Consider the following 12583-nt stretch of genomic DNA (forward strand, 5'->3'; position numbering starts at 1 on the left):
ACGCCATCGACCGCGCCACCGGCGAGCCGGCCATGAGCAACGCGCAGATGACGGCCGCCGCCATCCGCGCGCTGGGCTCAGACATCGGCCACGTCGATTGCCTGGCCACCGGCACCTCGCTGCCCGACCAGCTGATGCCCAACCACGCGGTGATGGTGCACGGCGAGCTCGGCTGGCCGCGCCTGGAAGCGGTGTCGTGCGCCGGCATTTGCCTGTCGGGCACGGCCGCACTCAAACACGCCTGGTTGTCGGTGCGGGCCGGTGAAGCACAACGCGCGGTGGCCACCGGCTCGGAGCTGGCCTCGCCCATCCTGCTGGCGCGCAACTTCGACGCCGAGGTCGAGCACAAGCTGCAAGCCCTGGAAGAACGCCCCGAGATCGCGTTCGAAAAAGACTTTCTGCGCTGGATGCTGTCGGACGGCGCCGGTGCGGTGTTGCTGGAGACCGCACCCCGCGGCCCACTCTCGTTGCGCATCGACTGGATCGAACTTTCGTCCGCCGCGCACGAGCTGCCCGCCTGCATGTACGCCGGTGCCGACAAGAACGACGACCAGTCACTGCGCGGCTGGCTGCGTTTTTCCAACGGCGACTGGCAAGCCAGGTCGGTGTTCGCCGTCAAACAAGACGTGCGCCTGCTGAACGAACACATCGTGCGCGCCGCACTGCGCGAGCCGCTGGCCGATGTCATCGCCAAACGTAAGCTGCGTGTCGATGAGATCGATTGGTTCTTGCCCCACCTGTCGTCGCAGTTCTTCCGCGAACCCGTGGTGCAGGCGCTGGCCGAAGTGGGCCTGCCCATCCCGCAAGAGCGCTGGTTCAGCAACCTCGCGCAAAAGGGCAACACCGGTTCGGCGTCGCCGTACATCATTCTGGACGAGCTGTTCCGCTCGGGGCGCATCAAGCCGGGGCAGAAGCTCTTGATGTTCATCCCGGAAAGTGGCCGGTTCTCCAGTGGCTTTGTCTACATGGAAGCGGTCTGAGCATGGATGTGAACGCTGTGCCGCAAGAAGGCAACGCCACCCTCGGTGGCCACCGCAAGGCGATGTACGCCAAAGATGTCAACGGCCGCATGGTGATCGCGCCTTCGGCCGGTTGGGAGGCCGAAGAAATCGTCACCAGCCACGCCGTGGAGAGCCTGCACGCACAAGCCGAACAAGCGCGTGAGCGGGTCAAGGCTGGCCTCGCCTCGCCGCTCGAATTCTGGATGTACGAGCGCCGCATGGACGTGGCCCTGCTCTCGCAGACCAGCGGCTTCTGGCAGTGGCGCGTGAAGCGCCACCTGCGCCCCGACCGGTTTGCCAAACTGTCGACGAAGCACTTGGCGCGTTACGCCGACGCACTCGGCATCGACCCCGCTGCATTGCAAAAACTCCCATGAGCTTTCAGCACCAGCACGCCGCGCACTGCGAGAGCGGTGTCATCTCCAACCTGCTGCGCCACCATGGCGTGCCCATGTCGGAGAGCCTGGCCTTTGGCCTGTCGGCCGGCCTGGCCTTCGCCTACCTGCCCTTCGTCAAAATCAACGGCCTGCCGCTGATCGCCTACCGCTCACTGCCGCGCGCCATCATCAAGGGCTTGATCGGCCCGCTGGCTGCGCGCTTTCGCTTCGAGACCTTCCGCTCGCCGCAAGCCGGCCAGCAGCGGCTCGACAGCCTGCTGGCCAGCGGCCAGATCGTGGGCTTGCAGACCTCGGTCTACTGGCTTCCCTACTTCCCGCCCGACATGCGCTTTCACTTCAATGCGCACAACCTGCTGGTCTACGGCAAAGAAGGCGACGACTACCTGATCAGCGACCCGGTGTTCGAGCACACCGTGCGCTGCGCGAGCGCCGACCTGTCGCGCGCCCGCTTCGCCAAGGGCGCGCTCGCACCCAAAGGCTTGCTGTACTACCCACAGTCCATTGCTCGAAAGAGTGCCTCACCCGAAGCCGTGCGCGCCGCCATCCGCAAGAACTGCAACCGCATGCTGCCGCCCGTGCCCATCGCCGGTGTGCGTGGCATGCGGCTCCTGGCCAGCAAGGTCGAGAAGCTGCCTGCCGCTGACCCACAGAGCGCCGCTTTCATCGGCCACATCGTGCGCATGCAAGAAGAGATCGGCACTGGCGGCGCGGGCTTTCGTTTCATCTATGCCGCCTTCCTGCAAGAGGCCGCGCAGCTGGCGCAGCGGCCGGTGCTGGCCGATTTTTCCGAGCGCCTGACCACCATCGGCGACAGCTGGCGTGCCCTGGCCTTGAAGGCCGCGCGCATGGTCAAGGGCCGCGAGCCGGTCGACCCACCAGCCATCGCGGCCAAGCTGCGCGAGCAGGCCACACTTGAAGAAGCCTTCTTCAAAGAACTCAAAACCGCTGCGCGCTGATGCTTGAGATCAAGCACCTGGCCTACCGCTACCCGAAGGCGCCCGGTGCTGCGCTGAGCGATGTGTCGCTAAAGGCCCAGCGCGGTGGCATCCTCGGCCTGCTCGGGCCCAACGGCGCCGGCAAGACCACGCTGATCTCGCACCTGGCCGGGCTGCTGCCGGTGCAACAAGGCGAGATCCTGATCGACGGCGAGCCGCTCGCCGCCGTGCGCGCCAAGACGCCCACACGCATCGCCGTCGCACCGCAGGAGTACGCCTTCTACCCCATGCTCAGCGTGGCCGAAAACCTGGCCTGCTTTGCCGCGGCGGGGCGCTTGAGCGGCGCCAAGAAGCACGAGCGCATCGCCGCCTGCCTGGCCTTCGCTCAGCTGGAACGTTTTGCCGGCACACGCGCTGAACACCTCTCCGGCGGTTTGAAGCGCCGGCTGAATCTCGCGATTGCGCTGCTGCCCGAACCCGAGCTGATGTTGTTCGACGAACCCACCGTCGGTGTCGACCCGCAATCGCGCGCCTTCGTGCTCGACGCCATCAAGGCACTCGCGAAGCAAGGTGCGGCGGTGATCTACACCTCGCACTACATGGAAGAGATCGAAGCCATCGCCGACCAGGTGGTGATCCTTGACCACGGCCAGGTGCTGCGCGCCGGTTCGCTCGACGAGCTGCTGTCGCAAGACGCATATGCGATGACGCTGGCGGCCGATGGCATCACTGCGGAAGCGCTGACCACGCTGCTGTCGCAATTCGGCACGGTCGAGCCGCTCGGCGAGCGCATGCGACTGCACCTGAGCGTGCCCCCCGCCACCGTGCTGGCCGCGCTCGACGCCGCTGGGGCACACGTGCGCCATGCCGAGTTTGGCCGCGCCAACCTGGAGCAGCTTTTCATGTCGCTCACCAAGCGCTCCTTGCGCGACTCGTGATGCTGGCCGCGCTGATCAAGAAAGAGCTGCTGGCCCTGGTGCGCGACGTGCACGGCCTGGCCGCGCTGTTCGCGATGCCGGTGATCTTCATCATCATCATGTCGCTCGCGCTGAAGGACTACTACAGCCCGCCGCAACGCAGCCTGCGGTATGCCGTCGATTCGCAAGACACCGGGGCGCTCGCCAAGTCGCTGGTGACCGCATGGCAGCGCCAGCACGGCACGCCCGAGGCGCTCCCCGCCGACTGGCAACAGCAGCTTCGCGACGGCCGGCTCAAGTACGTGCTGGTGTTGCAGCCCGGCCTGTCCGACGAGCTCGCGCTCCCGTCGCTGCCCACCACCGCACGCATCCAGCTGCTCGCCGAACCGGGCCTCGACGGCAACCTCTTCAACACGCTGAAGGCCGAACTCGCCGGCAACGCAGGCGAGCTGAAAGCGCGCACCGCGCTCGCCGAAACCGATGCCCCGCCCCCACCGCCCGACGCCTCGATGCAAGCGCTGGTGCGCGCGGAACGGTTTGGCAACAACGGCCCACGCCCGAGCGCTGTGCAGCAGAACGTGCCGGCCTGGCTGGTGTTCGGCATGTTCTTCGTGATCGCCTCGCTGTCCAGCCTGGTGGTGGCCGAGCGTGGCAGCGGCACACTGGCACGGCTGCAAAGCCTGGGTGTGCCGCGGGGTGTGCTGCTGGCATCCAAAGCCTTGCCTTATCTCGGTGTGAACGCCTTGCAGGCGGCACTGATGCTCGCCGTGGGCGTGTGGCTGATGCCGATGCTGGGGGGCGACGCCTTGTCGCTCGCGGGCATCCATTGGGGCGCGCTGCTCACCGCCTTGTTCGCCATCGGCCTCGCCGCGGTGAGCATGGCGCTGGCCCTGGCCTGCGCGGTGCGCACCCATGCGCAGGCGGCCGCCATCGGGCCGATTGCCAATGTGCTGATGGCAGCCATTGGCGGCATCATGGTGCCCAAGTTCGTGATGCCCGCCGCGATGCAGAAGCTGGCCGAACTCTCGCCCATGAACTGGGGGCTGGAAGCACTGCTCAACGTGCTGCTGCGTGGCGGTGACATCGCGAGCACCCTGCCCCATGTGCTGCGCCTGGGCGGCTTTGCCGCGCTGATGTTCGTGATCGCCTTGCTGCTGTTTCAACGCCCTGCACGATGACTTCTCCATGACATCTCCCGCATTCATCGCCGAACTCAAAGCCCTGGTGCTCGAAGCCGCTGAAAAACCTGAGCCCGAAGGTGGCCTCGCCGACGACGAAGCGCTGTTCGGCCCCGAGTCGCGCCTGGCGCTCGATTCGCTGGATGCATTGCAGGTGTCGATGGCGATTCAAACGCGTTATGGCTTGCGCATGCCCGACAGCAAGGACACGCGGCGCGCGCTGACGTCCATTGCCCACCTGGCGCAGCACCTGGCGCAGCACCAAAAGGCATGAACGAGGTCTACCTCGCCGGCCGGGGCCTCGCGTCGGGTCTGGGGCCCGATGTGGCGAGCGCGCTCATCGCACTCGCCCAGGGTGGCGTGCCACCACGCCGCTTCGAGCTGGCCGACGGCTCGGCCTGGCCGCTCTTCACCATCGCCGACGACGAGCCCGATTGGCCCACACGCACCCGCCGCATCACGCAGCGGGTGGCGGCTGAAAGCGGTGCCCTTGCAGGCCCACGCAGCGGCCCGCTCTTTGTCGCCTCGTCGTCGCTCGACATCGGCTGGCTCGAACAGAGCCGCGATTTCGAGCGCGACTACCAGCATTTCGCCGAGACCGTCGCCAGTTGGCTCGATTGGCGCGGCCCGGTGTTCACCGTGTCCACCGCCTGCACTTCGGCGCTCAACGCCGTGCTCAGCTCCCGCACGCTAATCCGCTGCGGCCAAGCCGATCATGCGCTGGTGCTGGGCATGGAGCTGCGAAACCGCGTCACCGTGGGTGGCTTTGGCGGCATGCAGCTGCTCAGCGCCACCGGCGCGCTGCCCTTTGGCGAGGCGCGCAACGGGCTGGTGCTGGGCGAAGCAGTGGCTGCCTTGCACCTGTCGTCAACACCTTCGCGCTGGCGCGTGGCCGGCGGTGCGAATGTGGTCGACGGTCGTGACCCCGCGGGCACGGTGCCCAGCGCGGTGATCGCCATGTGCCAGCAGGCGCTCGCGAACAGCGGCCTGCAGTGGAGTGACATCGCCCTCATCAAGCCGCAAGCGGCCGGCGGTGTGGGCAGCGATGCCACCGAAGCCCAGGCGTTGCGCGAGGTGTTCGCAACACTTCCGCCGCTGGTGTCGTTCAAGGCGTCGATGGGCCACACGCTGGGCGCCTCGGGGGCTGCCGAGCTGGCCATGCTCACCGCCGCCCTGGAGGCCGGTGTGTGGCCGCGCATCGACTACCTGCAAGACACCTCACTCAACGCCGAGCTGGCGATGCAAGCGCCGCAGCGAGCGCGCCACATCCTTGCCAGCATCCTCGGGTTTGGAGGGGGCCACACCGCCGTGGTGCTGGAGGATCACGAAGCATGACCGGCTGGCGCATGCTGTCCCATGTGGTGGTCGACCCGCTGCCGGCCGATTGGCGCGAGCAACTGGCCACGCGCCTGGGCCAACGCCCCCGCCGCATCGGGCCCTGCGCCGAGCTGGCTTTGTACGGCGCCCGCTTGTGCCTCGACGCCGCTCAAGAAGCCGTTCTACCCACAGGTGTTCAGCTGCGTGTGGCCAGCTTGAACGGCCCCCTGAGCGCCACGCGTGCCGTGGCGGAACAGGCCAGTACCGGTGTGCCCTTGCCTTTCAGCTTCATGCAAAGCCAACCCAGCCAGATGCTGGCTGCACTGAGCCAGCACCTTGGCTGGCAAGGCGATGCAAGGTTCACGCTGAGCCGCGACCCGCAGGCGGTGTTGCAACTCGCCCAGGCCGAATGTGGGACGGGCGGGTTGTTGATCGGCTGGGTCGAAGACGGCCGGCGCTCGGAGTGGTGGAGGCTTGCGCCTCCACCCTGAGGCTCAGCCCTTGGGGCCGACGGCCAGCTTGTTGTCGACCGCCATCACGCCATCGACCTTGGAGGCCAGCGTGGTGGCACGCTCACGCGCAGTGGTGCTGGGGGCGGTGCCTTGCAGCAACACACGGCCGCCGACGGTATCGACATTGATGCGCAGCGCGCTCAGCTCGGCGTCTCGTGCGAGTTCGGCGTTCACCGCCGTGGTGATCGCGGCGTCTTTCACCTTGTCGCCCACGGCATCGGCGGCGCGGCTCATGCCCTGTTGCGCCTCACGCGATTCCTGCTTCATGTCGCTCTTGATCTCGGCAGCCTTCTGTTCGGCGCCCGCAACCGTAGTGTCGAGCTTCTGGCCCGCGCTTCGGTTGTCGTCATTGCGCTGGCAAGCGCCGAGCGCGAGAGCGACTGCAACAGCGCACATCGTGGTGGTCGTGGTCTTGAGTGTCGTCATGGTTTGGTTCCTTCACTTCATCGGACCCTGCGTCAGTGGGGGCGAATCCCACACTCAGGCACGCAGGCCTTGAAGACACTCTAGGAAGCACACGGCACGAATTCCATCGGCCATGGCCGCACCGGCTTGTAGGAAATGGCTTGCTTGGGAGGGTGGTTCAGCGCAGATCGCCCGCCAGGCTGGCCAGCGTGTCGGCGCTGATCTGCACATGGGCGGGGTAATGGGTGTGGTCACACCCCAGCTTCACCTGCGCGCCCGCGCGCACGGCCTCGCGCGCGGCCTTGGGGAACTCGAAGCGCACGAAGTGCACCGCCGAGGTCTTCTCGTCGGTCTCGCGGTCGAGGTCTTCGTCGGCGATGGCATAGATGCGCGGGTGGCCTTCGACCTCGACGAACATGCGGTCTTCCACACCGATCAGCCGGGCCAGCTCGAGCCGGCGCTCGTGAACGTCGGGGTATTCGATCAACATGGTGGCCTTCCAGTTGCTGCCATCAGGCACCAGGGGCGCGTAGGCGTCGATCTCGCTCTGGATGCCCTCTTCTTCGAAGATCTTCTCGATGTGCAGCATCTCCTGGATCTGCCGGCGGATCGTCATCTCGTCTTCGAACTGCACTGTGATGTGCTCGCCCAGGCTCACGCTGCGCAGCTTGCGGTGGCCGATGAAGGCGCGGGTGTGCTCCTTGCGGATCTTGGCGTAGGCCTGCAGGCTCATCAGGCTGTCGAGGGTGATGGTGGTGTTCATGGTGGGGTACTCCTGTCGATCTGCGTTCGCCCTGAGCCTGTCGAAGGGCCGTTTGCATGTCACCAGGGCTTTGACAGGCTCAGCCCGAACGGTTGGTGTGGGAGCGCCTTCGCTAAAGCCCATAAGCCATGCGCACCAAACTCAGCGGGTGCGCAAGCTTCGCTTCCGGCGAACCCTGTTGCGCCATGCCCTGCGCGATGTGGTGGCCGGCGAGCTGGCAGTCGGAGCTGATGTAGTCGGGCTCGTCTTTCGCCATCAGCTTGAACACCGGCTTGCCGATCTTCATCGCCACCGGGTGGGTGGGTGTCTTCACGCCGTAGGTGCCGGCGTGGCCGGAACAGCGCTCCACGGTGTTGAGCTGCACGGTGACGGCCGCACCGATGAGCCTGAACATCTCTTCGGTCTTCTTGCCGATCTTCTGCACCCGGCCGTGGCAGGGGATGTGGTAACTCACCTTGCCGAGGTCTTGCTTGAAATCGGTCTTGAGCAGGCCGTCTTTGTGGCGCGCGATCAGGTACTCGAACGGGTCGACCATCGCGGCCTGCACGAGTGCCACATCGGCGTCGCCAGGGAACATCAGCGGCAGCTCCTGCTTGTACATCAGCGTGCAGCTCGGGATGGCGCTCAGAATCGCGTAACCCTCTTTCGCATAACGCGCGAGCACGGGGATGTTGGCCTCTTTGTGCCTGGCCACTTCATCCAGGTCGCCCAGCTCCAGCTTGGGCATGCCGCAGCAGCTTTCTTTCTCGACGATCTTGTAGGGGATGTTGTTGTGCTCCAGCACCTTGATGAGGTCGTGCCCGATGCCAGGCTCGTTGTAGTTGACGTAGCAGGTGGCATAGATCGCCACCTTGCCCGGCGTGCGTTCGCCGTTTTTCACCTCGGTGGCCTGACCCGTCTTGTCAGCGCTCCAGCGAAAGCGTTTCGTCGCGAGATCGGGCAGCCAGGCGTCGGGGTGCACACCCAGCGTCTTGTCCAAGACCTTGCGCATCGGTTTGGTCTTGTTCAGCGCATTGGCCGCCTGCACGACGATGGGGATGCCAGCAAACTGGCCGTGCACGTCGGTCGAGGCCAGAAACTTCTCGCCGGCACCGACCTCACCCTTCTTGAACTTGATCGCCTTGGCCCGCAGCATGGTGTGCGGGAAATCGAGGTTCCATGGGTGCGGCGGCACGTAGGGGCACTTGGTCATGTAGCAGAGGTCGCACAGGTAGCACTGGTCGACGACTTTCCAGTAGTCGGCCTTGGCCACGCCGTCGACTTCTTGCGTGCTGCTCTCGTCGACCAGGTCGAAGAGCGTGGGGAACGACTGGCACAGGCTCACACAACGGCGGCAGCCATGGCAGATGTCGAAGATGCGCTCCATCTCGTGGAGGCACTTGCCTTCGTCGTAGAACTCAGAGTTCTTCCAATCGAGCGGGTGGCGCGTCGGTGCTTCGAGGTTGCCTTCACGAGTCATGTGAACTCCACCAGCTCCAAAGTAGGCCGGCCCCGCAAACACGGGGCCGGGTCACGAACATCAGCTCATCGAATCAATCAACCAGCGCATCCAGCGCCTTCTGGTACCGGTTGGCGTGCGAACGCTCGGCCTTGGCCAAGGTCTCGAACCAGTCGGCGATCTCGTCGAAGCCTTCGGTGCGCGCCTGCTTGGCCATGCCGGGGTACATGTCGGTGTACTCGTGCGTCTCGCCCGCCACGGCGGCGGCCAGGTTCAGGCGGCTGGAGCCGATGGGCAGGCCGGTGGCCGGGTCGCCCACGGTTTCGAGAAACTCCAGGTGGCCGTGCGCGTGGCCGGTTTCACCTTCGGCGGTGGAGCGGAACAGCGCCGCCACGTCGTTCTGGCCTTCGATGTCGGCCTTGTTTGCGAAATAGAGATAACGGCGGTTGGCCTGCGACTCGCCCGCAAAGGCGTCCTTCAGGTTCTGCTCGGTCTTCGATCCTTTCAAGCCCATGTCGCTCTCCTAAGGTGTGTCGGTGTGATGGCTGCCAACCAGCCAACGCGTTGAACCGTACCGCAGCGCTGGGTGCGATGCCAATACAAAGAATCAATGCAAGCTCATAGCACTCAGCTATTTTTCAGGGTTAACGCGGAGTCAGGTCGAGCAGTTCCAGCGCCAGTTGGTGCAAGCGGCCGCCCGGGTCGGCCAGGTCGTGCAACACGGTCAGGTGGTCGGTGTCGGCAATGGTTTCGCACACCGGCACCGTGGCCGTGCCCCAGGCCTGCTGGATGAGCTCGTTCTGGCGCAAGAACTCCTCGCTTTCTTGCGCGCCCACGGCAGCCAGCAGCCGCCCCTCGGGCTTGCGGAAGTAGGCCGGGCTGAGCTTGTCGACAGCTTCTGGCGTGAGCCGCAGGTCGCCTCGCAAAAAAGGCGTTTGGCGAACCGGCTCCAGGTCGTACACGCCCGAGATCGCCAGCGCCGAGTGCACCACGCGTGCCGGCAGGTCGCCGGCCACCTCATGCCAGTCGCAGCACAGCATCATCGCGGCCAGGTGCGCACCGGCCGAGTGGCCCGCCACCACGATGCGCCCGGGCCGCCCGCCGTAGAGCGCGGCGTTTCGGTACACCCAGGTCAAGGCGCGCACCATTTGCAAGGTGATGGTCTCGACGCTCACCGGTTGTTCGTCGCTGCCGGGGCACAGCGCGTAGTTGGGCATCACCACCATGGCACCGGCCGCCACCAGGCTGGCCGCCAGGAACGAGTGATCGCTCTTGTCGAGGCTGCGCCACCAGCCGCCGTGGATGAACACCAGCACCGGCGAGCCACGCTGCGCAGCCGGGAACACGTCGAGTGTCTCGTTCGGGCCGTCGCCGTAAGCCACATCGAGCACGCTGGTCATGCCCGAGCGCACCCGCTCGGAGGCACGCGCCCAGCGCTCGAAGATTTGAGGGTGCTCGGGAATGCGCGCGCGGTTGTTGTATTGAACGTCCAGCCAGGCGGGGTCGTATGCGGTCATGGGTGTGCGACAGAAGGAACCAACCCACTTTCTAACCCGATGCGAACGCCCGCACCAGGGGTGTATCACCCGCAGCTCCTTTGCTAGACTGCATTTCTGTTGGGGGGGTAGCTCAGCTGGGAGAGCGTCGCGTTCGCAATGCGAAGGTCGGGAGTTCGATCCTCCTCCTCTCCACCAACCGATCGTCCCGAGACGTTCGACAAAGTTTCAGCGTGGGCTTGCGCGGGACGGCGTTATTGCGCTGCTACCGACGGCACATTCGCTAAGGACTTGAGATCCAGTACAGACTGTCCAGTCGTCGCTTGGATTTTGTCGACGCTCACCCGAGTGGGTCCGCTTGCTCCGAGTAGGCTATCTCGGTAAGCAACGGGATGGACGCCCCCACCCTTGACGGCATCAACTGTCGGTGCCGAAACACGCGCGCAACTGAAGGCCTTGCCGGGCCGCCCGCCGCGTTGACCCGGTTCAGGCGGCCTTCTTGAACTCCATGATCCAGTTGAGCTCCCACGTCTTGCCGTCATCTGCCGAAAAGGCCTGCTCCCAACTCGGGGTGCCGTCGATTGTCACTTGCCAGAGAAAGCGCACCACGATGGGCTGGCCCTGGTAGGTGTCCTTCGCGAAGAAGGTGCCCATGCCGTCGATGAACTCACCGCACATGGGCACGTCGAGTGTTCCCGGCTGGCGGCCATCGAGCCACCAGATCGACCACTTGTGGCTGCGGGGGTCGAAAGTGCGCACGGTCAGCGCACAGTAGGGGTCGCCCGGAAGTTCCAGGTAGTTGTCATCGCAGTTGCCCATGCCGCCCAGGATCTTGCGGGTGGAGGTGGTTCCGGCAAACACGTCCCAATCGCTACACCCGACCAGGCGCTCTTTCAGGCGGCGGTGTTCCACGCGCCAATCGCCGATGAAGAAGTCGAAATCCGAAGCTGAGGACATTGGTTTTCTTTCTGAGATGGTTGTACGAAACGCGCTGCCGGTCAAAACACGCGGATCGGGTAGTTGATCATCAGTTGCACGTCGTTGAATGACTTGCTGGGGTACTGCCTGTCGACCCCGGTGCGGTAGACATAGAAGGCGATCCTGGTGCCCTTGAGCGAACCGTCTTGCACCACGTAGGCGGTTTTCACGGCCCACTCCCTGCGGCCGCCGCGCACGTATTCGCCGTTCTTCCAATACAGGGAATGCAAGGGGTCGTTCGGGTCGGGGTGGGCGGCCGCTGAGGTCGATCCGTCCACGCCGAAGCCGCGCACCGTCCACGTCATGACCGTCCAGCCGGGGATGCCGGCGCGGTTTCCGTCGAACATGTAGCGCAGCTGCACCGAGCGCTCGTGGGGCGAGTTGTAGTCCACGCCCATGGCGTTGCTCAGGTAGATGCCGGCGGTCTCTTGGGTGTAGTCCATGAACTCGTCGCCGTCGATCACCTGGTAGCCGAGCAGCAGCGACGAGGGTCCCTTTTGGGCTTTCAGCGAGGCCGCGAATGCGTTGTTGTGCACCGGCCCCGCACGCGCTGCGCCCGATGCGCGGGTGAGGTAGCTGTCGAACTGGGCGGTGAAGCTCAGGTCGTTTTCGAACTGCAGCTTCTTGCTCGCCGAGACGTAGTACTGGTTCCAGAGATCGCGGTATTGGCTGGCGTAGAGCGCGAACGATGTGGTTTCAAGCTGGGCGGCGGCGCCGGCGTAGCTGATGCGATCGAAGGGCAGGCCGGCGTAGGCGGTTGAAAGCCCACGCACCCTGTCGTCGCCGCGCGGGATCACGCCGCCGAAGCTGCCGGCTGCGAGGGTGATGCCCTTGAGGTCGCCGGACACGAGCGACAGCCCGCGGAAGGTGGGTGGCAATGCTCGTATGTCATAGGGTTGCAGGTAGGGGTTGTGGACCATCTGCAGCCCGTACTTCAGCGTGGTGTCACCGGCCTTCGCCTTTAGGGCGTACTCACCCAGGTAGCCCCAGGCGGTGTCGTGCAAGCCGCTGCCGTCTTCGCGGTAGTGAACCATGTTGCGCGAGTCGCTGTCGCCGTCGAGCCGCAGCGCGCCGTACAAGCCGGCGTCGAAACCGATTCCGGGGCCACCGGGTGTCGCCTCAAGGTAGTCGGACTGGAAAACCAGCCGGCCGCTCTGGACGGCGCCGTGCCGGCGCGCGCCGTCCACGATGCGAAGGTCTTCGGCGTAGGTTCTGAGCAGCAGGTCGAGCCGCCCGGGGATGGCC

15 protein-coding genes and 1 tRNA gene are annotated in these 12583 nt (G+C 65.4%); 9 read left to right on the top strand and 7 right to left on the bottom strand.

The genetic code is table 11. The features are described from left to right. The 8 genes from RMO40_RS01475 to RMO40_RS01510 all read left to right on the top strand — a co-directional run. The coding region (locus RMO40_RS01475; RefSeq protein WP_309715285.1) for a beta-ketoacyl-ACP synthase III at window positions 1–980 on the top strand (980 nt) is incomplete at its 5' end. Between the two features lie 2 nt (window positions 981–982). Then, window positions 983–1378 (top strand): DarG family dialkylresorcinol biosynthesis protein, encoded by a 396-nt coding sequence (locus RMO40_RS01480; protein WP_309715288.1) that lies wholly within the window; start codon window positions 983–985, stop codon window positions 1376–1378. Continuing rightward, window positions 1375–2355: a BtrH-related acyltransferase DarH gene (gene darH, locus RMO40_RS01485; RefSeq protein WP_309715290.1), complete on the top strand. Its 981-nt coding sequence runs from the start codon at window positions 1375–1377 to the stop codon at window positions 2353–2355. Before RMO40_RS01480 ends, darH begins: the two co-directional genes overlap by 4 nt. Then, the gene (locus RMO40_RS01490; RefSeq protein ID WP_309715292.1) at window positions 2355–3272 is read left to right on the top strand and encodes an ATP-binding cassette domain-containing protein; all 918 of its coding nucleotides are present in this window, start codon (window positions 2355–2357) and stop codon (window positions 3270–3272) included. Before darH ends, RMO40_RS01490 begins: the two co-directional genes overlap by 1 nt. After that, window positions 3272–4429 carry an ABC transporter permease gene (locus RMO40_RS01495; RefSeq protein ID WP_309715295.1) on the top strand — a complete coding sequence of 386 codons (1158 nt, stop codon included), beginning with the start codon at window positions 3272–3274 and terminating at the stop codon, window positions 4427–4429. Before RMO40_RS01490 ends, RMO40_RS01495 begins: the two co-directional genes overlap by 1 nt. Before the next feature lie 7 nt (window positions 4430–4436). Continuing rightward, a complete protein-coding gene (locus RMO40_RS01500) occupies window positions 4437–4703 on the top strand; it encodes a phosphopantetheine-binding protein (RefSeq protein WP_309715297.1) in 267 nt (88 codons plus the stop codon). Further along, window positions 4700–5764, top strand: coding sequence for a beta-ketoacyl synthase N-terminal-like domain-containing protein (locus RMO40_RS01505; RefSeq protein ID WP_309715300.1), 1065 nt, complete (start codon window positions 4700–4702; stop codon window positions 5762–5764). The genes RMO40_RS01500 and RMO40_RS01505 overlap by 4 nt, the downstream gene beginning before the upstream one ends. Further along, on the top strand, window positions 5761–6237 hold the full coding sequence (locus RMO40_RS01510) for a hypothetical protein (protein ID WP_309715303.1): 477 nt from the start codon (window positions 5761–5763) through the stop codon (window positions 6235–6237). The genes RMO40_RS01505 and RMO40_RS01510 overlap by 4 nt, the downstream gene beginning before the upstream one ends. A gap of 3 nt (window positions 6238–6240) precedes the next feature. On the opposite strand, the gene RMO40_RS01515 is transcribed toward RMO40_RS01510, so the two are convergent. The 5 genes from RMO40_RS01515 to RMO40_RS01535 all read right to left on the bottom strand — a co-directional run bounded on the left by RMO40_RS01515 (window position 6241) and on the right by RMO40_RS01535 (window position 10381). Continuing rightward, window positions 6241–6684 (bottom strand): BON domain-containing protein, encoded by a 444-nt coding sequence (locus RMO40_RS01515; RefSeq protein WP_309715305.1) that lies wholly within the window; start codon window positions 6682–6684, stop codon window positions 6241–6243. A 157-nt stretch (window positions 6685–6841) separates the two neighbouring features. Then, complete coding sequence (locus RMO40_RS01520) at window positions 6842–7426, bottom strand: DUF3501 family protein (RefSeq protein WP_309715307.1); 585 nt, start codon at window positions 7424–7426, stop codon at window positions 6842–6844. A gap of 112 nt (window positions 7427–7538) precedes the next feature. Then, entirely contained in the window at window positions 7539–8885 is a 1347-nt protein-coding gene (locus RMO40_RS01525) for a heterodisulfide reductase-related iron-sulfur binding cluster (protein WP_309715309.1), read from the bottom strand. A 73-nt stretch (window positions 8886–8958) separates the two neighbouring features. Further along, window positions 8959–9378 carry a rubrerythrin family protein gene (locus RMO40_RS01530; RefSeq protein ID WP_309715312.1) on the bottom strand — a complete coding sequence of 140 codons (420 nt, stop codon included), beginning with the start codon at window positions 9376–9378 and terminating at the stop codon, window positions 8959–8961. Between the two features lie 130 nt (window positions 9379–9508). Then, window positions 9509–10381 (bottom strand): alpha/beta fold hydrolase, encoded by an 873-nt coding sequence (locus tag RMO40_RS01535; protein WP_309715316.1) that lies wholly within the window; start codon window positions 10379–10381, stop codon window positions 9509–9511. A 101-nt stretch (window positions 10382–10482) separates the two neighbouring features. Between RMO40_RS01535 and RMO40_RS01540 the strand changes: the two genes are divergently transcribed. Next, window positions 10483–10558, top strand: a tRNA-Ala gene (locus tag RMO40_RS01540). Window positions 10559–10846: 288 nt separating this feature from the next. On the opposite strand, the gene RMO40_RS01545 is transcribed toward RMO40_RS01540, so the two are convergent. Next, on the bottom strand, window positions 10847–11317 hold the full coding sequence (locus RMO40_RS01545) for a DUF1579 domain-containing protein (protein WP_309715319.1): 471 nt from the start codon (window positions 11315–11317) through the stop codon (window positions 10847–10849). Between the two features lie 41 nt (window positions 11318–11358). Continuing rightward, the coding region (locus RMO40_RS01550; RefSeq protein WP_309715322.1) for an OprD family outer membrane porin at window positions 11359–12583 on the bottom strand (1225 nt) is incomplete at its 5' end.

It is taken from the genome of Rhizobacter sp., from assembly GCF_031412075.1.
Classification (GTDB): domain Bacteria; phylum Pseudomonadota; class Gammaproteobacteria; order Burkholderiales; family Burkholderiaceae_C; genus Rhizobacter.

Excerpts from the sequence above, each read along its gene's own strand:
- RMO40_RS01530 (WP_309715312.1), bottom strand. The coding sequence starts at position 9,378 with ATGGGCTTGAAAGGATCGAAGACCGAGCAGAACCTGAAGGACGCCTTT.
- RMO40_RS01495 (WP_309715295.1), top strand. The coding sequence starts at position 3,272 with ATGCTGGCCGCGCTGATCAAGAAAGAGCTGCTGGCCCTGGTGCGCGAC.
- RMO40_RS01500 (WP_309715297.1), top strand. The coding sequence starts at position 4,437 with ATGACATCTCCCGCATTCATCGCCGAACTCAAAGCCCTGGTGCTCGAA.
- RMO40_RS01535 (WP_309715316.1), bottom strand. The coding sequence starts at position 10,381 with ATGACCGCATACGACCCCGCCTGGCTGGACGTTCAATACAACAACCGC.
- RMO40_RS01520 (WP_309715307.1), bottom strand. The coding sequence starts at position 7,426 with ATGAACACCACCATCACCCTCGACAGCCTGATGAGCCTGCAGGCCTAC.
- RMO40_RS01525 (WP_309715309.1), bottom strand. The coding sequence starts at position 8,885 with ATGACTCGTGAAGGCAACCTCGAAGCACCGACGCGCCACCCGCTCGAT.
- RMO40_RS01505 (WP_309715300.1), top strand. The coding sequence starts at position 4,700 with ATGAACGAGGTCTACCTCGCCGGCCGGGGCCTCGCGTCGGGTCTGGGG.
- RMO40_RS01515 (WP_309715305.1), bottom strand. The coding sequence starts at position 6,684 with ATGACGACACTCAAGACCACGACCACCACGATGTGCGCTGTTGCAGTC.
- RMO40_RS01545 (WP_309715319.1), bottom strand. The coding sequence starts at position 11,317 with ATGTCCTCAGCTTCGGATTTCGACTTCTTCATCGGCGATTGGCGCGTG.
- RMO40_RS01480 (WP_309715288.1), top strand. The coding sequence starts at position 983 with ATGGATGTGAACGCTGTGCCGCAAGAAGGCAACGCCACCCTCGGTGGC.
- RMO40_RS01490 (WP_309715292.1), top strand. The coding sequence starts at position 2,355 with ATGCTTGAGATCAAGCACCTGGCCTACCGCTACCCGAAGGCGCCCGGT.
- darH (WP_309715290.1), top strand. The coding sequence starts at position 1,375 with ATGAGCTTTCAGCACCAGCACGCCGCGCACTGCGAGAGCGGTGTCATC.
- RMO40_RS01510 (WP_309715303.1), top strand. The coding sequence starts at position 5,761 with ATGACCGGCTGGCGCATGCTGTCCCATGTGGTGGTCGACCCGCTGCCG.